Source organism: Martelella endophytica (assembly GCF_000960975.1).
In the GTDB taxonomy this organism is placed as follows: Bacteria; Pseudomonadota; Alphaproteobacteria; order Rhizobiales; family Rhizobiaceae; genus Martelella; species Martelella endophytica.
The window spans coordinates 2,915,980-2,934,124 of sequence record NZ_CP010803.1; the positions used below are offsets into that span (position 1 = coordinate 2,915,980).

An 18,145-nucleotide genomic window follows, 5' to 3' on the forward strand; every position below is an offset into this window, starting at 1 on the left:
GGCATCGCAGCCGGCCGTCAGTCGGTCGGCGTCAGCTTCGGCACCTTCGACCAGTCGGGCTTGCTGATGCTATGAAGGGGTCGCGAAGTCGGGTCCTCGATCCGCGCCAGCACGGCGCGGGCAAGCTCGCGTCCTGCCTGGCTGAAATCCTCGCTCATGGCAATGATCTCCGGGCTCACCCAATTCAGGAAGTCGGCGGGCTGCTTGGCGACGAGGTCGATATCCTTGCCGAGCCGCAAGCCGCAGGATTTGAGCGCCGCCATGATCGGGATCGCGCTGCTGCCGGAGCAGGCAATGATGCCGTCCGGAGGCGCGGCCGAGGTGAGGGCGGCAACGAAGCCGTTGCGGATATCCGCAAGCGGCGAATCCGTCGATATCGACGTCAGCGGCGTTTCCTGCAGGCCGAAACGGGCAAGACCGCGCTCGAAGCCGGTGCGGAAGTGGCGATAGTAGGTAAGGTGACCGGGCGGCTGCAGCGCCACCACGCGCTTGCGCCCGCGAGCAGCGAGTTTCTCCACCGCATCAAAGGCATAGGCGTCGTTGTCAAAGTCATGGAACGGGTAGTTGCTGCAATCTTCCGTGCGGCCGTGGGCGGCGAAGGGAAGATTGCGGTCGAGCATCAGCGCGATGCGGGCATCATCCGGCGCGATGCGTGAGATGATGACGCCATCGGCCGAGCCCGTGTCGAGAATGTAGCGGATCGGGGCCATCTGGTCGTGATGGATCGGCTGCGGCATCAGCACGAGGTGGTACGGCGTGTCGGCGAGCACGTCGGAAATGCCGAAGATCATCTGCCCCGACATGCCCATGATCTCTTCCTCGAGATTAAGCACGAGCGCGATCACGTTGGTCTTGCCGGTCCGCAGCCTGACGCCGGCGCGGTTCGGCATGTAGCCGAGCTGCTTGGCAACGAGGCGCACGCGCTCCTTGGTATGTTCGGCAATGTCCGGCGCATCCTTGAGCGCCCGCGACACGGTGGTCACGCCGAGGCCGGTCATGTAGGCAATCGTCTTCAGGGTCGGCCGCTCGCTGGCGGTTTCGCGTTTTCTGCCCGTCGTCGTCTTCATTGGCTGCAATCATCTCCCACGCCGCGCCCATTGCTGCGTGCGGCGACCCGGGCGCGGGCCCGTCTCCTCCATTGTGCCTGCAGGCAGGCTCCTCCCGTTGCCACGGAACGCAAAAGGGTTCACTCTGTGGCGCGCGCCGGCGACGCGAGGCCTCCACGGTCGAACCGGCCTTTGCAGTCTATAGGCAGACGGGCTGAAACGATACAGAAAAATTCAGATGCTTGCTGACGGTCGTTTCCGCTGAAGCGTTGCGCCGGGCGGAAAATGCTCCACGCGCTTCTGCTGCGCTTGCGAATAGTCTCTGGATGTAGCGCAAAATCAGCTAGATATAATAGTAATAACTTTTTCATTTCGTGTTTTTGCGACGCAGCATTTCGCGTTGTTCATCGATTGCCGTCTAGTTCGAAAGTATAAAACGCGGAAAAATGTCGATAAAAAGGTTGCGTGTATTTTAGCTTTCGCATACCGTTTTCCGGTAACGTTTCAGTTTATTGGGAGGATAGCATGAAACGCGTTTTACTCTCGGCTGCTCTTGCGGCCGGTGTTGCCATGCCTTTCACCGTCGCCAACGCAACCGATCTCGAAGTCACCCACTGGTGGACCTCGGGCGGCGAGGCGGCGGCGGTCAAGGTTCTGGCCGACAACTATGATGCGCTCGGCGATAACCACTGGGTCGACAGCGCCATTGCCGGTTCCGGCTCGACCGCAAATCCGATCATCATCAGCCGCATTCTCGGCGGCAATCCGATGGGCGCCACCCAGATGAACACCGGCCGCGATGCCGAGGAGCTCATCAAGGCGGGCCTTATGCTGGACCTGACCGATCTTGCCGAGGAAGAGGGCTGGCGCGATGTCATTCGTCCGGCGAAGCTTCTCGAAGCCTGCGAATACGAGGGGCATATCTACTGCGTGCCGATCAACATTCACTCCTGGCAGTGGATGTGGCTGAACCGCAAGGTGTTCGAAGACAACGGCATGGAGGTTCCCGCCAATTGGGACGAACTGGTCGCCGACGCGCCGAAGCTTCGTGAGGCCGGCGTCGTGCCGCTCGCCACCGGCCAGCCGTGGCAGGTCGACGGTATCCGCAACGTCATGCAGAGCGCCATTGGTGGCATCGACAACTATCTCGCCGTCAATGGCGACAAGGACCCCGAAGCCGTCATGAGCGACGAGAACCGGGCCATCTGGGAAGCCTTTGCCGAGGCTCGCGAGATGGTGGACGATGCCTATTCCGGCCGTGACTGGAATGTGGCCACCAACATGGTGATCCAGGGCGACGCCGCTGCCCAGATCATGGGCGACTGGGCCCAGGGCGAATTCGCCATGGCAGGCCAGGAGGCCGGTGTCGATTATGATTGCCTTCCCGGTCTCGGCATGAACCCGGTTCTCGATACCGGTGGTGATGCCTTCTATTTCCCGAAGACGGATGATCCGGCGATCACGGAGGCGCAGCTGCAGCTTGCCTCGATGCTGATCTCGCCGGAGACGCAGGTCGAGTTCAACCTCGTCAAGGGCTCGCTGCCGGTGCGCGGTGATGTCGATCTCGAGGCGGCCAATGCCTGCATGAAGAAGGGTCTCGACATCCTCGAGAACCCCGACAACGTCCTGCCGTCCACCGAGCAGTTGCTCGACTCCGACACGCAGGGCCAGATTACCGATCTCGCGCTTGAGTTCTTCTCCTCTGACATGTCGGTTGATGAAGCGATGGAGCGCCAGAAGGAAATCATCGAACAGGCCATGTAACAGCGGACCTGAAACGGGGAGGAGGCGGGCCGCGACGTCCGTGTCGCGTGGCCCGCCTTCTCTGTTCCGCCTGAAAACCAGAAACTGTTTGGGGAGCTGCAATGGCTACTGTCGCTCGCCGTCCATTCGCCCTGTTCAAGAATTTGAACGCGAAGATCGCGGCCATACCGATGATGCTCACCGCAGTGGTCATCTTCATCGGCTGCACCGCCTGGACGGTCATATACTCCTTCACCGACTCGCGCCTGTTGCCGAGCGAGAATTTCGTCGGCCTCGCCCAGTATGATCGCCTGTTCGGCACGACGCGCTGGAATGTCGCGATCATCAACCTGCTGATCTATGGCAGCCTCAGTCTTATCTTCTCGTTCGTGATCGGCTTCCTGCTGGCGACACTGCTCGACCAGAAGATCCGCTTCGAGAACACCTTTCGCACGATCTTTCTCTATCCCTTCGCGCTGTCCTTCATCGTCACTGGCCTCGTCTGGCAGTGGATTCTCGATCCGGGTCTCGGCCTGCCGAAATTCCTCGGCGAGCTCGGGCTGCCGGGCGGTGATTTCGCGTTGCTCGGCAACAAGCACACCGTCATCTACGCGCTGGTGCTTGCCGGTCTCTGGCAGGGCACGGGGCTCGTCATGGTGCTGATGCTTGCCGGTCTGCGCGGGATCGACAGCGAAATCTGGAAGGCGGCCAAGGTCGACGGCATACCGGCCTGGCGCACCTACATCTTCATCGTCATTCCGATGATGCGCGGCGTTTTCGTCACCACGCTGGTGATCGTCGCTTCCGGCATTGTCCGCGTCTACGACCTCGTCGTCGCGATGACGCAGGGCGGACCGGGCTTTGCCTCGGAAGTCCCTGCGAAATACGTCTACGACCTGATGTTCCAGCGCGGCAATATCGCCCAGGGGCTTGCGGCCTCGACTGTCATGCTCGTCACCGTCTTCATCATCATCGTGCCTTGGGCGCTGATGGAATTCAGGCAGAAAAGAAAGTGAGGAGGGCGTGATGGCTAACACAACCACGATCGAACCATCCGGACCGCGCCCGCAGCGCCGCTTCGCGCCATCCCGGATCATTCTCTATTCCATCCTCTTCGTTGCCGCGGTCTATTACCTGATCCCGCTCTACGTGATGGTCGTGACCTCGTTGAAAGGCATGCCGGAAATCCGCATGGGCAACATCTTCGCCCCGCCGGTCGAGATCACCTTCGAACCCTGGGTGAAAGCCTGGAGCCAGGCCTGTACCGGGCTTTACTGCGAAGGCATTCGCGTCGGCTTCTGGAATTCCGTGAAGATCACCATACCGGGCATCATCGTCTCGATCGCGGTCGCTTCGGTGAATGGCTATGCGCTTGCCAACTGGCGGTTCAAGGGCTCGGAATTCTTCTTCACCGTGCTCCTGTTCGGGGCGTTCATTCCCTATCAGGTCATGCTCTATCCGCTGGTGATCATCCTGCGCGAACTGCACATGTTCTCCACGCTGCCCGGCATCGTGCTGGTGCACACCATCTTCGGCATGCCGATCCTGACGCTCTTGTTCCGCAACTATTTCGCCTCGTTGCCCGAGGAGCTGTTCAAGGCGGCGCGTGTGGATGGGGCAGGCTTCTGGCAGATCTTCTTCCGGATCATGCTGCCGATGTCGCTGCCGATCTTCGTTGTCGGCATGATCATCCAGACGACCGGCATCTGGAACGACTTCCTGTTCGGCGTGATCTTCGCCGGCCAGCAGAACTATCCGATGACCGTCCAGCTCAACAACATCGTCAACGCGGTGCAGGGTGTGAAGGAATATAACGTCAACATGGCGGCAACCCTTCTGACCGGCCTTGTGCCGCTGATTGTCTATTTCGTCTCCGGACCGCTGTTCGTGCGCGGCATTGCCGCCGGCGCGGTGAAAGGGTGAATGATGAACACAAGTGTCTCCATCAAGGATCTGTCGCTGTCCTTCGGCGCCGTCGACGTCCTGAAAAATCTCGACCTCGACATTCAGGACGGCGAGTTTCTCGTGTTGCTTGGCTCGTCCGGCTGCGGCAAGTCGACATTGCTCAACTGCATTGCCGGCCTGCTCGATGTCACCGGCGGGCAGATCTTTATCAAGGACAAGAACGTCACCTGGCTCGAGCCCAAGGATCGCGGCATCGGCATGGTGTTCCAGTCCTATGCGCTCTATCCGCAGATGACGGTCGAGAAGAACCTTTCCTTCGGCCTGCAGGTGGCAAAAGTGCCGAAGGCGGAGATCGAGAAGCGCGTGAAGCGGGCGTCGGAGATCCTGCAGATCGAGCCGCTCCTGAAGCGCAAGCCGGCCGAGCTTTCGGGCGGCCAGCGTCAACGTGTGGCCATCGGCCGCGCTCTGGTGCGCGATGTCGATGTCTTCCTATTCGACGAGCCGCTCTCGAACCTTGATGCCAAGCTCCGTTCGGAGCTGCGCGTCGAGATCAAGCGTCTGCACCAGTCCCTTGAAAACACGATGATTTATGTGACTCACGACCAGATCGAGGCGATGACGCTCGCCGACCGGATCGCGATCATGCGCGGCGGGGTCATCCAGCAGCTCGACGAGCCGACGACGATCTACAACCGCCCGGTCAATCGTTATGTCGCGGGCTTCATCGGCTCGCCGCCGATGAATTTCCTGGAGGGCGAGCTCGGCATGAAGGACGGTGAACCGGTCTTTCACGCGGAGGATATCACCTTCTCGCTCAAGGGCTATGATGCCAACGGCACGCTGCCGGAAAGCGGCAAGGCCGTGCTCGGCGTGCGCCCAGAGCACATCATGATCGACAGGAACCTGACGGGAGGCCACAACGAGGTGCATGAGGCGGTCGTCGATCTCGAGGAGCCGATGGGCGCCGACAGCCTGCTCTGGCTCAAATACGGCAAGCATCTGATTACCGTCCGCGTCAACGGCAACACCCGTTACAAGGTCGGCCAGACGGTGCGGTTCGCGCTTGATATCCCGCTCGCCTCGGTGTTCGACGCCAAGTCCGAACTCAGGCTCTGAAACGGGGCGGCACGTGCTTTAAAAATGGCTCTGGAGGGGGCCGATCCCCTTCCGAAGCCGTTATGACAGATGTAAACAGGAACGAACGCCGGCGCCACCGAAGCGCCGGCTGTTCAGCGAAGGAACGGCAGCTAGGAACTGCCGGGAGGAAGACATGACCAAACTTGGATTTCAACTTTACAGCGCCCGCAACTACCAGCCCTTTTCCAAGATCTTCAAGAAGCTTGCCGCTGCCGGCTATGGCGAGGTGGAAGGTTACGGCGCGCTTTATGACGACCTTGATGAAGCCGGCCTGAAGCGTCTCGATGCCGACCTCAACGCCATCGGCCTCACCATGCCGACCGGCCATTTCGGCCTGGCGATGCTGGAAGACGAGCCGGACCGCGTGCTCGAAATCGCCCGCACGCTTAACATGGACAGCATCTTCTGCCCGCATCTGGCTGCAGACGATCGGCCGGATACGGCCCAGGGCTGGCATGAGTTCGGCGCGCGTCTCGACGCCGCCGGCAAGCCCTACCGCGATGCGGGCCTGATCTTCGGCTGGCACAACCACGACTTCGAGTTCAATTTCCTGCCGGACGGCACGGCGCCGATGCGCCACATCATGGAAGGCGGACCGTCGTTGGCCTGGGAGGCGGATATCGCCTGGGTCATTCGCGGCGACGCCGATCCCTACTTCTGGATCGAGTTCCTGAAGGAGCGGATTTCCTCCGTCCATGTCAAGGATATCGCCGAGGAAGGTGAGAACGAGGATGAGGACGGCTGGGCCGATGTGGGCTATGGCAAGGTCGACTGGAAGGGACTGATGACCGTCCTGAAGTCGATGCCGATCAAGCACTACATCGTCGAGCATGATAATCCGAATGACATCGAGCGGTTGATCGAGCGTTCGGTTGCATCCTTCCAGACCTATTGATTGGGGCCATCATGACCAGAGAACTGGGTGTCGGCATCCTCGGATGCGGCAATATTTCCGCGACCTATTTTTCGCTCGCGCCAATGTTCAGGGGCATCAAGGTGCTGGCCTGTGCCGACCTGAACCCGGCCGCGGCCGGAGCCCGCGCAGAGGAATATGGCGTCAGCGCACAAAGCGTCGACGCGCTTCTTGCCAATGACGAGATCGACGTCATCGTCAATCTCACCATACCGGCCGCGCATTATGAAATGTCGAAACGGGCGCTCGAGGCCGGCAAGCATGTCTATTCCGAAAAGCCGCTGGTGCTTTCCGTTGACGAGGGCAAGGAGCTTGGCCGGATCGCCAGGGAGAAGGGGCTTTCGGTCGGTTGCGCGCCGGATACCTTCCTTGGCGGCGCCCACCAGGCGGCGCGCAAGTACATCGATGAGGGCGGTATCGGCCGGGTCACCTCCGGCACTTGCCACGTGATGAGCGCGGGCATGGAGATGTGGCATCCGAACCCGGACTTCTTCTTCCTGCCGGGCGGCGGGCCGATCCTCGACCTCGGACCCTACTACATCGCCAACCTGATCAACCTGATCGGGCCGGTGAAACGGGTGGCGGCGCTGACCTCTATGGCCAACGAGACCCGCACGATCACCTCTCAGCCACGCAGCGGCGAGATCATTCCGGTGAAGACGCCGACCAATATCCACGCGCTGCTTGAATTCGCCAACGGCGCGACGATCTCGCTCGGTGCTAGCTGGGATGTCTGGGCGCACCGCCATTCCAACATGGAGCTTTATGGCACCGAGGGCTCGCTATTTGTGCCGGATCCGAACTTCTTCGGCGGCAAGGTCGAGGCGGCCGGCCGCGATGGCGCGCTGACCGATCTGAAGACGGACGACCATCCCTTCGGCAAGTCGAACCAGGATACGGCGAAGGGCGGACGGGCGAACTACCGCACGGCAGGCCTTGCCGACATGGCGCTCGCGCTGATCGAGGGGCGTGACGCGCGCTGCTCTCTGGAGCGCGCGCTCCACGGCGTCGATGTCATGGCGGCGATCCTGAAATCCGGCGAGACCGGCGCTTTCGTCACGTTGTCGACCACCTGCTCCCAGCCGGCGGCACTCGATGCCGAAGCGGCGGCGGCGCTGTTGCGGTAGGTCAAGGCATGGCGCGACCGTGCCGGGCATGGCACTGGTCGCAAGGTTCGCTTAAGCTAGTCGGAAGGGCGGCGTCGGCCGCCCTTTTCACGAATGCACTGTGCCGCCAGCGCGGCCGTTCCACAGGCGCCGTCCTTCCCGGCGCAACCAGAATGATCAGGATTTGAAACGATGAGTTGGATACCGTCCGATACACGCTACGACACCATGAAATACAATCGCTGCGGCGCTTCGGGGCTGAAGTTGCCGGCGATATCACTCGGCCTCTGGCACAATTTCGGCGATGATACCGAACGCCAGCGCAAGGTTGCGATCTGCCAGACCGCGTTCGATGCTGGCATCACCCATTTCGACCTTGCCAACAATTACGGCCCGCCGCCCGGTTCGGCAGAAATCGCCTTCGGCTCGATCCTGCGCAATGAATTCGCGGGGCTGCGCGATGAACTCATCATCTCGTCGAAGGCTGGCTACGGCATGTGGGCCGGGCCGTACGGCGAATGGGGCAGCCGCAAGAACCTGATCGCGTCCTGCGACCAGAGCCTGAAGCGACTCGGCCTCGACTATGTCGATATCTTCTATTCCCACCGCTTCGATCCCGATACGCCTCTGGAAGAGACCATGCAGGCGCTGGATCATATCGTGCGGTCGGGCAGGGCGCTCTATGTGGGAATTTCCTCCTACAATTCGCAGCGCACCCGCGAGGCCTACGCGATCCTGAAGGAGCTCAAGACGCCTTTCGTCATTCATCAGCCGAGCTATTCGATGATCAACCGCTGGGTCGAAGACGATGGACTTCTCGATACGCTTGAGGAACTCGGGCTCGGCTCGATCGTGTTCTCGCCGCTCGCCCAGGGCATGCTGACCTCGAAATATCTGATGGGCATTCCCGAAGACAGCCGCGCTGCCCAGGGCAAGTCGCTGCAGCAGGCGTTCCTCAAGGAGGAAACGATCGAGCATATCCGTGGACTGAACGCCATTGCCGAGCGGCGCGGCCAGACGCTGGCGCAAATGGCGCTGGCCTGGGTATTGCGCAAGGGCAGGGTGACCACGGCGCTGATCGGTGCAAGCCGGCCGGAGCAGGTGACCGATTGCGTCAGCGCGCTCGACAACCCGGATTTCACCGATGCCGAGCTTGCTGAAATCGACACGCTTGCGCTTGATGCCAACATCAACATCTGGGCGAAATCGGCCGAACGCAAAGGCCCCGAACGGAAGAAATAGGGGCGAGGAGACGACGAGCGGTGGCGCGACAGAAGCGCGAGCCACCACTGTTTTGCGAAAGCTTACAATGATTTAATCATTTGTTTTAGGCTGCGTTCAGCTTTGCCGCGTTAGTCTCGATGACAGTGCAGCAAACAAGGAGCTGATCGTGCGTAAACTGATCGTCGTCACCACACTTTCCCTCGGCCTCGGCCTGAGCCCGGCCGCCTTCGCCGCCGGCGGGCCGCCGCCCTGCGGAGGCAAGGGCCAGCCGGCCTGCAATCAGCCGCAGGGTGGCCCGGGTCAGCAGCACGGCCCTCAGGGCCAGCCGCAGCAGGGACACAACGGTGGCCAGCCCGGATCGCAGCAAGGGCATAACCAGCCTGCGCCGCAACCGCACGGCGGCGGCAATCAGCACCAGCCGCCGGGAAACCAGGCGCATCACGGCCCCAAGCCTGGCGACAAGCTGCCGCCCGGTGGTCGTGGTCATCCGGTGCCGCAGTCTGCCTATCAGCGCAATCACCTTCCGCCGCCGCCGCACGGCCAACAGTGGGTCCAGGTGGATGGTCAGTTCATTCTGATCAGCATCGCCACCGGCGTCATCTTCTCGGTGCTGGCAGGCAGCCGTTAAACACAAACGCCCGCGATACCTTTCGGTGTCGCGGGCGCTTTCAGGTCTGAAGCCGGTTACTGGGCTTCAAAGCATTCGACGAGCCCGTCGGCGAGGTTGTTCAGCAGCGTGAAATAGAGATCGGGTCCGTCCTGAAGGTCGGCGCCGATCGGATCCAGCGTGCCGACGTAGGTGTCGGTACCTTCGGCAATCGCGTCGATGACCTTAGGCGGAAACTGCGGTTCGGAAAAGACGCAGGCCGCGCCGAGCTCGGTGAGCTTGTCGTGGATCTCCTGGATGCGGTGGGCACTTGGCGGCGCCTCCGGATTGACCGTGACCGAGCCCGCGGCCTCGACGTCGAAACGATCTCCGAAATAGTGATAGGCATCGTGGAAAACGATGTAGGGTTTCGGAGAAACATCGGCGAGCCGCGCCTTGATGTCTGTGGTCAATGCGTCGAGAGCGCCGTCCAGCTTTTCAGCATTGGCATTGTAGATCGCGGCATTGTCCGGATCTTCGCTGGCAAGCGTTTCAGCCATGGCGCTTACGAAGGCCTTGGCGTTCATCGGATCGAGCCACATGTGCGGGTCGACCGGCCCGTGATGATGGCCTTCATGCTCGCCGTGCTCTTCGTCGTGGTCTTCGTCATCGTCCGGCTCGAAGGCACCGCCTTCGCGGGGCGAGAGCGTCTCCACGCCGGCAACGTCCTCAAGCTCGACAACATCGGCATTGCCGCCGAGTGCTTCGAGCGGCTTTTCCAGGAAGTGTTCAAGCGACGGCCCGATCCAGAAGACGATATCGGCCTCCTGCAGGGCGCGCGCTTCGGACGGCGCCATGCTGTAGGTGTGGGGTGAGGCCGCGCCCTTGACCAGAAGCGTCGTCTCGGCCGGCGTTCCTGCGGTGAGTGCCGTCGTCAGCGAATAGAGCGGCTTGATCGACGTGACGATCTTTGGGCCGTCTTCGGCCATGGCGGCATGGGCGCCGGAAGCGGCGACCGTCGTCAGCAGAAGCATACGCAGCGTTTTCATGAGAACCTCATCTTTCTATGCGGTATCCGGCAGGCGCTTGCCCGCCGTTTCGATTGCGGCGTCCCGAAGGCGGTTCGCCCGGGGCGAGGGCCGTCAGCCCAAGCCAATTCCTCTTGTGCTTTCGTGTAATGTTATTACATTCATTGCGTGATGCTATAACGTATGCCATAGAGGCGGGCAAGTTGGAGTCTGCAAAAAAATGCATGCCGAAAAACAGGAATTGCTGGTCTCGCTGAACAATGCCGGGATCTCGCGCAATGGCCGCTGGCTGGTGCGCGGCGTGAGCTTTGATGTTCGCCGCGGCGAAATCGTCTCGCTGATCGGGCCGAACGGCGCCGGCAAGTCGACCAGCGCCAAGATGGCGATCGGCGTCCACGAACCCGACGAGGGCAGTGTGGAGCGCGCCGCGGGTTTGCGGATCGGCTATGTGCCGCAGAAGCTCAATATCGATCATTCGCTGCCACTCACCGTGCGCCGGCTGATGACGATCACCGGTCCGCTGCCGCGCGGCGCGATCAGTGAAGCGCTTCAGGCCGTCGGCATGGCGCATATGGAGAAGGCCGAGGTCCAGACGCTGTCGGGCGGCGAATTCCAGCGCGCCCTCCTGGCCCGCGCCATCGCCCGCAAGCCCGACCTGCTGGTGCTCGACGAGCCGGTCCAGGGGGTCGATTACTCCGGGGAGATCGCGCTCTATGAACTGATCTCCGAAATTCGCGAGCGACAGGGCTGCGGCGTGCTGCTGATTTCCCACGACCTGCATGTCGTCATGGCGCGCACGGATACGGTCGTCTGCCTGAACGGTCATGTCTGCTGCACGGGTTCGCCCGAAGCGGTCAGCGGCAGCGACGCCTATCGCGCGCTGTTCGAGGGTCGGGCGGGCGATACGCTGGCGCTCTATCGCCACCATCACGATCACACCCACCTGCCGGACGGACGCGTGCGCCATGCCGATGGCAGCATCACCGAGGATAGCGGCCACCATCACGACCATGCGGCGGAAACGGATGAGGAGCGGCGGCATGCTTGACGACTTCTTCACCCGCGCGCTTCTCGCCGGCATTGGCGTGGCGATGATGGCGGGACCGCTCGGCTGCTTCATCGTCTGGCGAAAGATGGCCTATTTCGGCGACACCATGGCCCACTCCGCCCTGCTCGGCGTTGCCCTGTCGCTATTGTTCTCGGTCAATCTCACGCTGTCGGTCTTCATCGTTGCCGGCCTCGTCTCGGTGCTTCTCATCCTGCTGGAGCGCCGGCGGGCGCTGTCCGCCGACAGCCTGCTCGGCATCCTCGCCCATTCGACGCTCGCCGTCGGCCTGGTCATCGTTTCGTTCCTCACCTGGGTGCGGGTCGATCTCATCAGCTTCCTGTTCGGCGATATCCTGTCGGTGACGCGCTCGGACATAGCGGTGGTGTGGATCGGCGGCGCCTTTGTCGTGGCCGCCGTTGCAGCGCTCTGGCGGCCGCTCCTGGCGGCAACGCTGTCACCCGAAATCGCGCAGGCGGAAGGCATGCGGCCGGAGACTTCGCGGTTCATCTTCATGTTGCTGATGGCGCTGGTGATCGCGATCGCGATGAAGATCGTCGGCATCATGCTGATCACTTCGCTGCTGATTGTCCCGGCGGCAACGGCGCGACGTTTCGCCCGGACGCCGGAAATGATGGCCGTGCTGGCCTCGCTCATCGGCGCCTGCGCCGTGGTGGCGGGTCTGTTCGGTTCGCTTTACTATGATACGCCGTCCGGGCCCTCCATCGTCGTTGCCGCGATGGTGTTCTTCCTGGTCGGGCTATTGCCGCTCGCCACGCAGCGGCGTGTATGATGGGAGTTTGAAGTCATGTCCACAACCGCGGAAAAGCTCACCCGCAACCAGTCACTGGTGTTCGACTGCCTGTCGCACAGTGCCGGGCCGCTCAGCGCCTACACCATTCTCGACCAGCTTCGCGACCATGGCTTCAAGGCGCCGCTGCAGGTCTACCGGGCGCTCGACAAGCTCACCGATGCCGGGCTGGTTCACCGGCTGGAGAGTATGAACGCCTATGTTGCCTGCGCCCATCCCGACGAGGACTGCACCCATCATGGCATGACCGCGTTCGCGATCTGCGAAGGTTGCGGCGCGGTGATCGAATTCCATGCCCACGACATCGAGGAATCGCTGACGGCGCTGGCGCGTTCGCACAATTTCAAGCCGCAGCGGATGACCGTGGAAATGCGTGGCCTTTGCGCCGCCTGCCAGAACTGATTGCTGCTTGGCCTGTCGGTGCTGGCCGATCAGCCATTGTCCGCGATCGGCCGCAGGTCGCGCTGAAACCGTTGCCAGTTTCTGACGTAGTTTTCGGCTGACTGGCGCAGGCCCTCGATAGCGTCGTCGTCCAGCGTCCTGACGGCTCGGGCCGGCGAGCCGACAATGAGGCTGTTGTCGGGAAACGTCTTGCCTTCGGTGACGAGCGCATTAGCGCCGACAAGGCTGTTCCTGCCGATCACCGCGCCGTTCAGCACGGTCGCGCCCATGCCCACCAGACTGTTGTCGCCGATCGTGCAGCCATGGATGATCGCCTGGTGGCCGATCGTGCAGCCTTCCCCGATCACGGCGGGAAAGCCCATGTCGGTATGGACGGTCACGCCTTCCTGGATATTGCTGCGCCGGCCGACCCGGATCGGCTCGTTGTCGCCTCTCAGCACCGCACCGAACCAGATTCCGACGTCCTCACCGAGAATGACGCGACCGATGACGCTGGCGGTGGGCGCTATCCAGTAGCGCCCGGCAGGCGGCAGTTCCGGTTCGATATCGGCCAGCGCATAGAGCGGCATGGGCAATCTCCTCTGCGTTTCTCAGACCACCTTGAACGAAAGCTCGGCGATCCCCGCGATTGCGCAGTCGATCCGGTCGCCGCGCTCCACCGGCCCGACGCCGGCAGGGGTTCCGGTGAGGATGATATCGCCCGGTGCGAGCCGGACGGCACGCGAGAGTTCGGCAATGATCTCCGGCACCTTCCAGATCATCTGGTCGAGGTTGCCCTCCTGCACGAGCGTGTCGTTGCGCTTCAGTGTGATCGCGGCAGCGGTGGGGTGGCCGATATCGGCGGCCGTGACGATATGCGAGGCCGGGGCCGAATGTTCGAACGCCTTCGACATTTCCCAGGGCCTGCTTTTCGCCTTTGCCTCGTCCTGCAGATCGCGTCGCGTGAAATCCACAGCGACGCCGTAACCGTATACGGTATCGAGGGCGTTCTCGACGGCGATATCGCTGCCGCCGCCCTGCAACGCAATGAAGCACTCCACCTCGTGATGGACGGTTGCGGACAAGGACGGATAGGGAAACGCATTGTCGGACAAGAGAAGATTATCGGGATTTTTCTGGAAGAAGAACGGAGCTTCCCGGTTCGGATCGTGTCCCATCTCGACGGCATGGGCCGCATAGTTTCGGCCGACGCAATAAACCCGTCGCACCGGGAAGAGAGCGTCCGTGCCACGCACGGCAAGCGTCACACGGTGGGGAACGGGGACAACGGTATTTGACATGGTGGTGTCGCCTGATTTTCGATTTTGGATAACGATCTTGTCACAGATCAGGTGTTGTTATTCAAGCCGGAGTCGATATCGGAAGGGCTCAACATTTTGCTTGCCCTCCAGACCTGTGTAAAAGTAGCTACTCATATATGCTTTCAATTCCTGTTTCGGAGATGAGGCCATTGGTGCATGCCGACCCCAGCTCTGACGATCGCTCTTCCCAGCCGCTTTCAAAGTGTCTTGTCTCCGGGCGCGCCCGCAGGGAGTCATGATGGCTGAGAATTTCACGATCATCGTCGCACTGCTTGAGAAGATCGGGATCGCAGCACTGATCGTGCTCGCCTACCGGATGATCCGCCATTCCCGCCGCGACCTGTTGTGGACAGGACCTGCTGTCGGCATCATCTTTGCCTTCGGGGCGGCGATCACCATGATTGACCCGGTGGTGATCAGCCCCGGTGTCATCGTTGATATCCGGACGATCATGGTCGCCCTGGCAGCCCTTTTTGGGGGTATCTGGGCGGCGGTCATCGCCTCAGCGGCAACGATTGCGCTGCGCATCTTTATCGGCGGAGCGGGTGTCGTTCCGGGCGTCGTGAGCATTCTCATCGCTGCGGTCGTCAGCCTTGTCTATGCGCGCGTCACGGGCGGGCGCAGGGACCTTCTCGGACTGACGATCCTTGGCGGTCTCATCTCGCTCAACTTTCTGGCCATCTTGCTTTTGCCGCGCGAGGCGCTCGTCGCCAGTGGGTTCAGTACCATGCCTGCGCTTTTCGCCCGCAACCTCTTCGGAACGGTGGTGCTGGGCCACCTGCTGGCGATGGAGGATTCACGCGAGGCGGAGTTTGCGCGCTTCAAGAGGGAGGCCGAGCGCGATCCGCTGACTGGCCTCAGCAATCGTCGCGTGCTCGACATGCTGGAGCACGACAAGAGCAAGCGGGTCGGGTCATACTTCTCGATCATCCTCTTCGATATCGATCAGTTCAAGCGGCTGAACGACACCTACGGCCACGATTTCGGCGATCGTGTGCTGGCTGAGGTCGCCGCCATCATCGCCAACCGGATGCGCGGCGGCGATCTGGTGGTGCGCTACGGCGGCGAGGAGATCTGCGTGGTCGTCGCCGAGAGCTTGGCCCGCAATACCATCCGGGTGGCGGAGGATATCCGCCAGCAGATCGAGAGCGCCGACTTTGAGGTCAATGGCAGGCATGTGACGGTAACCGTCAGCGCCGGCGTGGCGGAATCAAGTGCCGGCATGCCGAGCGTCTACAACGTGCTCAGAAAGGCCGACGAGGCGCTTTACGAGGCCAAGGGCGCGGGCCGCAACAACGTGCAACTCTATGGCGCGCGCGATCATCTGCCGGACGCCGGCATGTAGGCCGGCGGAACACGTGTCTCGACATAAGCGACAAACGAAAACCCCGGCGCCAGGCGCCGGGGTTTTCTTATACGGTGACGTGCAGGTCGATCAGATCGCGCCGCTGCCCCAGGGACCGTGATGGATATCGAGGCCGTCGAGGCGGTCGAAACCATGGGCTCCGAAGAAGTCGCGCTGTGCCTGGATCAGGTTCGCCGTGCCGCGGGCCTGACGATAGGCGTCGAAATAGGTCAGCGCCGAGGCAAGGCCCGGAACCGGAAGGCCGGCGGCGGTCGCAGCCGAAACGATGCGGCGAAGCGACGGCAGGCACTCGTTCACCATGGCGGCGAAGGCCGGGGTGACGATCAGATTGGCGACATCCGGGGTTTCGCTGAAGGCCTTGGTGATTTCATCCAGGAACTGCGAGCGGATGATGCAGCCGGCGCGCCAGATGCGGGCGATTTCCGGCATCGGCAGGTTCCAGCCATATTCTTCCGAGGCACCGGCCATGACGTCGAAGCCCTGCGCATAGGCGCCGATCTTGGCGGCGAACAGAGCCAGTTCGAGATCACGGTTCAGCCACGGGCCGGGCGCGATGCGGAAGTCGAGGTCTTCATGGTTGAAGAGCTTGGACGCTTCGGCGCGCTCGCCACGCATGGAGGAGAGGCAACGGGCCGCAACGGCGGCTTCCATGACGGTGGCGGGTACGGCTAGCTGCTGGGCTTCGATGACCGACCAGCGGCCGGTACCCTTCTGGCCGGCGGCGTCGACGATGACGTCGGGCATGTGCTTGCCGGTTTCCGGGTCGGTTGCGAGCAGGACCTTGGCGGTGATCTCGATCAGGAACGAGTTCAGGCGGCCATGATTCCATTCCTTGAAGACATGGGCAATCTCGGGTGCGCTCATGCCGACGCCGTCACGCAGGATGCCGTAGATTTCTGCGATCATCTGCATGTCGGCATATTCGATGCCGTTGTGGATGGTCTTGACGAAGTGGCCGGCGCCGTCTTCGCCGAGCCATGCGCAGCACGGATCTTCGGCATATTTCGCGGAGATCGAGGTCAGCACCTTCTCGACGCGCTTGTAGCTGTCCTCGGTGCCGCCGACCATGATCGACGGTCCGTGGCGGGCACCTTCCTCACCACCGGAAACACCCATGCCGATAAAGGTCAGGCCGGTGCCTTCCAGCTCCTTGAAGCGGCGGCGGGTATCGTGGAAGTTGGCATTGCCGGCGTCGATGATGATGTCGCCTTTGCCGAGATAGGGACGGAGCTTTTCGATTTCCTGGTCAACCGGCTCGCCGGCCTTGATCATGATGATGATCGGACGCGGCGGGCGGATCGCCGCAACGAAATCGGAGAGGGTTTCGGTCGGGACAATGTTGCCCTGCAGCTCGCCGGCATTGGCGTAGAAGCTGCGGGTCTTGTCCACGGTTCTGTTGTAAACGGCGATCTTGTTGCCCTTTTCGGCGATGTTCAGGGCCAGGTTCGAGCCCATGACACCGAGACCGATCAGTCCAATTTCTGCCTTTTCCACGGGAATACCTCCGATGCTTGATGGTGGCGCCTTTTGTGGCACCGCAACAGCCAAACGGCAAGTGCCGCGGTCTGAAAACAGTCCGTTTTCAGTCCGATGAGCCAAAACATCGTCAATCTGTCATGGTCGGCAGCGCCGCCTCAGGCCTCCGGCCGGCGCGGGACGAGGCCCGCGAAGTCGAAGAGTTTCGGGTCCAGGAGGTGGGACGGATTGGCGTTTGCAAGCGCCCGCAGCATCACGTCCTTGCGGCCCGGCATGCGCGCCTCCATCTCGCCGATCATCGCCTTCATGGCATTGCGCTGCAGCCCGTCCTGCGAGCCGCAGAGGTCGCAGGGAATGATCGGGAAGGCCATCGCCTCGGCAAAGCGGGCAAGATCGTCCTCGGCCGCATAGGCGAGCGGCCGCAGCACCATCAGATCGCCTTCGTCGTTCAACAGCTTGGGCGGCATGGTCGCAAGCTTGCCGCCGTGGAAAAGGTTCATGAAGAAGGTTTCGAGAATATCCTCGCGGTGGTGGCCAAGCACCAGCGCGTCGCAGCCTTCCTCGCGGGCGATGCGATAGAGATGGCCGCGCCTCAGCCGCGAACAGAGCGAGCAATAGGTGGCGCCCGCCGGAACCTTGTCGGTGACGATCGAATAGGTGTCGCGGTATTCGATGCGATGCGGCACGCCGATCTTCGTCAGATATTCGGGCAGTACATGCTTCGGGAAATTCGGCTGGCCCTGATCGAGATTGCAGGCAATCAGCTCCACCGGCAGCAGGCCGCGCCATTTCAGCTCCAGCAGGATGGCGAGCAGGCCATAGCTGTCCTTGCCGCCCGAAAGCGCCACCAGCCAGCGTTTCTGACCATCGAGCATCGAAAAATCGGCCATCGCCTGGCGCACCTGCCGCAGCAGCCGCTTGCGCAGCTTCTGGAACGACACGGAGGAGGGGGCGTCGGAGTACAGGGCGCGGAAGGGGCCATCCTCGGTGTCGAATTCGTCGGCAATGGTTTCGTTGAGGCTCATCGGCATCTCCAGAGGGGTCTCGGCAGTGCAA

18 protein-coding genes are annotated in these 18,145 nt (G+C 61.9%); 12 read left to right on the top strand and 6 right to left on the bottom strand.

The annotated features are described in order from the left end of the window. Positions 1–17 precede the first annotated feature (17 nt). Positions 18–1,067: a LacI family transcriptional regulator gene (locus TM49_RS13230; protein ID WP_045681894.1), complete on the bottom strand. Its 1,050-nt coding sequence runs from the start codon at positions 1,065–1,067 to the stop codon at positions 18–20. 504 nt (positions 1,068–1,571) lie between these two features. Here TM49_RS13230 and TM49_RS13235 point away from each other — a divergent pair. The 8 genes from TM49_RS13235 to TM49_RS23930 all read left to right on the top strand — a co-directional run bounded on the left by TM49_RS13235 (position 1,572) and on the right by TM49_RS23930 (position 9,702). Continuing rightward, entirely contained in the window at positions 1,572–2,810 is a 1,239-nt protein-coding gene (locus TM49_RS13235; RefSeq protein WP_045681896.1) for an ABC transporter substrate-binding protein, read from the top strand. A gap of 101 nt (positions 2,811–2,911) precedes the next feature. Next, positions 2,912–3,805: a carbohydrate ABC transporter permease gene (locus TM49_RS13240; protein ID WP_045681898.1), complete on the top strand. Its 894-nt coding sequence runs from the start codon at positions 2,912–2,914 to the stop codon at positions 3,803–3,805. 10 nt (positions 3,806–3,815) lie between these two features. After that, positions 3,816–4,712, top strand: a complete 897-nt coding sequence (locus TM49_RS13245; protein ID WP_045681901.1) for a carbohydrate ABC transporter permease — start codon at positions 3,816–3,818, stop codon at positions 4,710–4,712. Between the two features lie 3 nt (positions 4,713–4,715). After that, positions 4,716–5,810, top strand: a complete 1,095-nt coding sequence (locus tag TM49_RS13250) for an ABC transporter ATP-binding protein (RefSeq protein WP_045685221.1) — start codon at positions 4,716–4,718, stop codon at positions 5,808–5,810. Positions 5,811–5,964: 154 nt separating this feature from the next. Next, positions 5,965–6,726, top strand: coding sequence for a sugar phosphate isomerase/epimerase family protein (locus TM49_RS13255; protein WP_045681903.1), 762 nt, complete (start codon positions 5,965–5,967; stop codon positions 6,724–6,726). A gap of 11 nt (positions 6,727–6,737) precedes the next feature. Further along, positions 6,738–7,871, top strand: a complete 1,134-nt coding sequence (locus TM49_RS13260; RefSeq protein WP_045685222.1) for a Gfo/Idh/MocA family protein — start codon at positions 6,738–6,740, stop codon at positions 7,869–7,871. A gap of 171 nt (positions 7,872–8,042) precedes the next feature. Then, positions 8,043–9,092 carry an L-glyceraldehyde 3-phosphate reductase gene (mgrA, locus tag TM49_RS13265; protein WP_045681904.1) on the top strand — a complete coding sequence of 350 codons (1,050 nt, stop codon included), beginning with the start codon at positions 8,043–8,045 and terminating at the stop codon, positions 9,090–9,092. A 148-nt stretch (positions 9,093–9,240) separates the two neighbouring features. Next, positions 9,241–9,702 carry an RcnB family protein gene (locus TM49_RS23930; RefSeq protein ID WP_045681906.1) on the top strand — a complete coding sequence of 154 codons (462 nt, stop codon included), beginning with the start codon at positions 9,241–9,243 and terminating at the stop codon, positions 9,700–9,702. A 56-nt stretch (positions 9,703–9,758) separates the two neighbouring features. Here the strand turns inward: TM49_RS23930 and TM49_RS13275 are convergent, their stop codons facing one another. Further along, positions 9,759–10,709 carry a zinc ABC transporter substrate-binding protein gene (locus TM49_RS13275; protein WP_201777002.1) on the bottom strand — a complete coding sequence of 317 codons (951 nt, stop codon included), beginning with the start codon at positions 10,707–10,709 and terminating at the stop codon, positions 9,759–9,761. A gap of 199 nt (positions 10,710–10,908) precedes the next feature. On the opposite strand from TM49_RS13275, the gene TM49_RS13280 reads away from it, so the two are divergent. Genes TM49_RS13280 through TM49_RS13290 form a run of 3 tightly spaced genes read left to right on the top strand, consistent with a single transcriptional unit; the run spans position 10,909 to position 12,946 of the window. After that, positions 10,909–11,736 (top strand): ATP-binding cassette domain-containing protein, encoded by an 828-nt coding sequence (locus tag TM49_RS13280; protein WP_045681907.1) that lies wholly within the window; start codon positions 10,909–10,911, stop codon positions 11,734–11,736. Beyond that, the gene (locus TM49_RS13285) at positions 11,729–12,526 is read left to right on the top strand and encodes a metal ABC transporter permease (RefSeq protein ID WP_045685224.1); all 798 of its coding nucleotides are present in this window, start codon (positions 11,729–11,731) and stop codon (positions 12,524–12,526) included. The genes TM49_RS13280 and TM49_RS13285 overlap by 8 nt, the downstream gene beginning before the upstream one ends. 15 nt (positions 12,527–12,541) lie before the next feature. Then, on the top strand, positions 12,542–12,946 hold the full coding sequence (locus TM49_RS13290) for a Fur family transcriptional regulator (RefSeq protein WP_045681909.1): 405 nt from the start codon (positions 12,542–12,544) through the stop codon (positions 12,944–12,946). Positions 12,947–12,975: 29 nt separating this feature from the next. Here the strand turns inward: TM49_RS13290 and TM49_RS13295 are convergent, their stop codons facing one another. Both TM49_RS13295 and TM49_RS13300 read right to left on the bottom strand, forming a co-directional pair. After that, positions 12,976–13,515 carry a gamma carbonic anhydrase family protein gene (locus tag TM49_RS13295; protein ID WP_045681911.1) on the bottom strand — a complete coding sequence of 180 codons (540 nt, stop codon included), beginning with the start codon at positions 13,513–13,515 and terminating at the stop codon, positions 12,976–12,978. Positions 13,516–13,536: 21 nt separating this feature from the next. Continuing rightward, positions 13,537–14,226 (bottom strand): fumarylacetoacetate hydrolase family protein, encoded by a 690-nt coding sequence (locus TM49_RS13300; RefSeq protein ID WP_045681913.1) that lies wholly within the window; start codon positions 14,224–14,226, stop codon positions 13,537–13,539. Between the two features lie 259 nt (positions 14,227–14,485). On the opposite strand from TM49_RS13300, the gene TM49_RS13305 reads away from it, so the two are divergent. Further along, positions 14,486–15,592: a diguanylate cyclase gene (locus TM49_RS13305; protein WP_158498634.1), complete on the top strand. Its 1,107-nt coding sequence runs from the start codon at positions 14,486–14,488 to the stop codon at positions 15,590–15,592. Between the two features lie 90 nt (positions 15,593–15,682). Here the strand turns inward: TM49_RS13305 and gndA are convergent, their stop codons facing one another. Both gndA and ttcA read right to left on the bottom strand, forming a co-directional pair. Continuing rightward, complete coding sequence (gene gndA / locus TM49_RS13310) at positions 15,683–17,107, bottom strand: NADP-dependent phosphogluconate dehydrogenase (RefSeq protein ID WP_045681917.1); 1,425 nt, start codon at positions 17,105–17,107, stop codon at positions 15,683–15,685. Positions 17,108–17,247: 140 nt separating this feature from the next. Continuing rightward, the gene (ttcA, locus tag TM49_RS13315) at positions 17,248–18,114 is read right to left on the bottom strand and encodes a tRNA 2-thiocytidine(32) synthetase TtcA (RefSeq protein ID WP_045685225.1); all 867 of its coding nucleotides are present in this window, start codon (positions 18,112–18,114) and stop codon (positions 17,248–17,250) included. Between the last annotated feature and the right edge of the window lie 31 nt (positions 18,115–18,145).

What these genes read in the sequence shown, in the direction of transcription:
- TM49_RS13255 (WP_045681903.1), top strand. Translation starts at nt 5,965, where the DNA reads ATGACCAAACTTGGATTTCAACTTTACAGCGCCCGCAACTACCAGCCC.
- TM49_RS13280 (WP_045681907.1), top strand. Translation starts at nt 10,909, where the DNA reads ATGCATGCCGAAAAACAGGAATTGCTGGTCTCGCTGAACAATGCCGGG.
- TM49_RS13285 (WP_045685224.1), top strand. Translation starts at nt 11,729, where the DNA reads ATGCTTGACGACTTCTTCACCCGCGCGCTTCTCGCCGGCATTGGCGTG.
- TM49_RS13260 (WP_045685222.1), top strand. Translation starts at nt 6,738, where the DNA reads ATGACCAGAGAACTGGGTGTCGGCATCCTCGGATGCGGCAATATTTCC.
- ttcA (WP_045685225.1), bottom strand. Translation starts at nt 18,114, where the DNA reads ATGAGCCTCAACGAAACCATTGCCGACGAATTCGACACCGAGGATGGC.
- TM49_RS13305 (WP_158498634.1), top strand. Translation starts at nt 14,486, where the DNA reads ATGGCTGAGAATTTCACGATCATCGTCGCACTGCTTGAGAAGATCGGG.
- TM49_RS13230 (WP_045681894.1), bottom strand. Translation starts at nt 1,067, where the DNA reads ATGAAGACGACGACGGGCAGAAAACGCGAAACCGCCAGCGAGCGGCCG.
- TM49_RS13250 (WP_045685221.1), top strand. Translation starts at nt 4,716, where the DNA reads ATGAACACAAGTGTCTCCATCAAGGATCTGTCGCTGTCCTTCGGCGCC.
- TM49_RS13240 (WP_045681898.1), top strand. Translation starts at nt 2,912, where the DNA reads ATGGCTACTGTCGCTCGCCGTCCATTCGCCCTGTTCAAGAATTTGAAC.
- TM49_RS13300 (WP_045681913.1), bottom strand. Translation starts at nt 14,226, where the DNA reads ATGTCAAATACCGTTGTCCCCGTTCCCCACCGTGTGACGCTTGCCGTG.
- TM49_RS13275 (WP_201777002.1), bottom strand. Translation starts at nt 10,709, where the DNA reads ATGAAAACGCTGCGTATGCTTCTGCTGACGACGGTCGCCGCTTCCGGC.
- TM49_RS13245 (WP_045681901.1), top strand. Translation starts at nt 3,816, where the DNA reads ATGGCTAACACAACCACGATCGAACCATCCGGACCGCGCCCGCAGCGC.
- TM49_RS13290 (WP_045681909.1), top strand. Translation starts at nt 12,542, where the DNA reads ATGTCCACAACCGCGGAAAAGCTCACCCGCAACCAGTCACTGGTGTTC.
- mgrA (WP_045681904.1), top strand. Translation starts at nt 8,043, where the DNA reads ATGAGTTGGATACCGTCCGATACACGCTACGACACCATGAAATACAAT.
- TM49_RS13295 (WP_045681911.1), bottom strand. Translation starts at nt 13,515, where the DNA reads ATGCCGCTCTATGCGCTGGCCGATATCGAACCGGAACTGCCGCCTGCC.
- TM49_RS13235 (WP_045681896.1), top strand. Translation starts at nt 1,572, where the DNA reads ATGAAACGCGTTTTACTCTCGGCTGCTCTTGCGGCCGGTGTTGCCATG.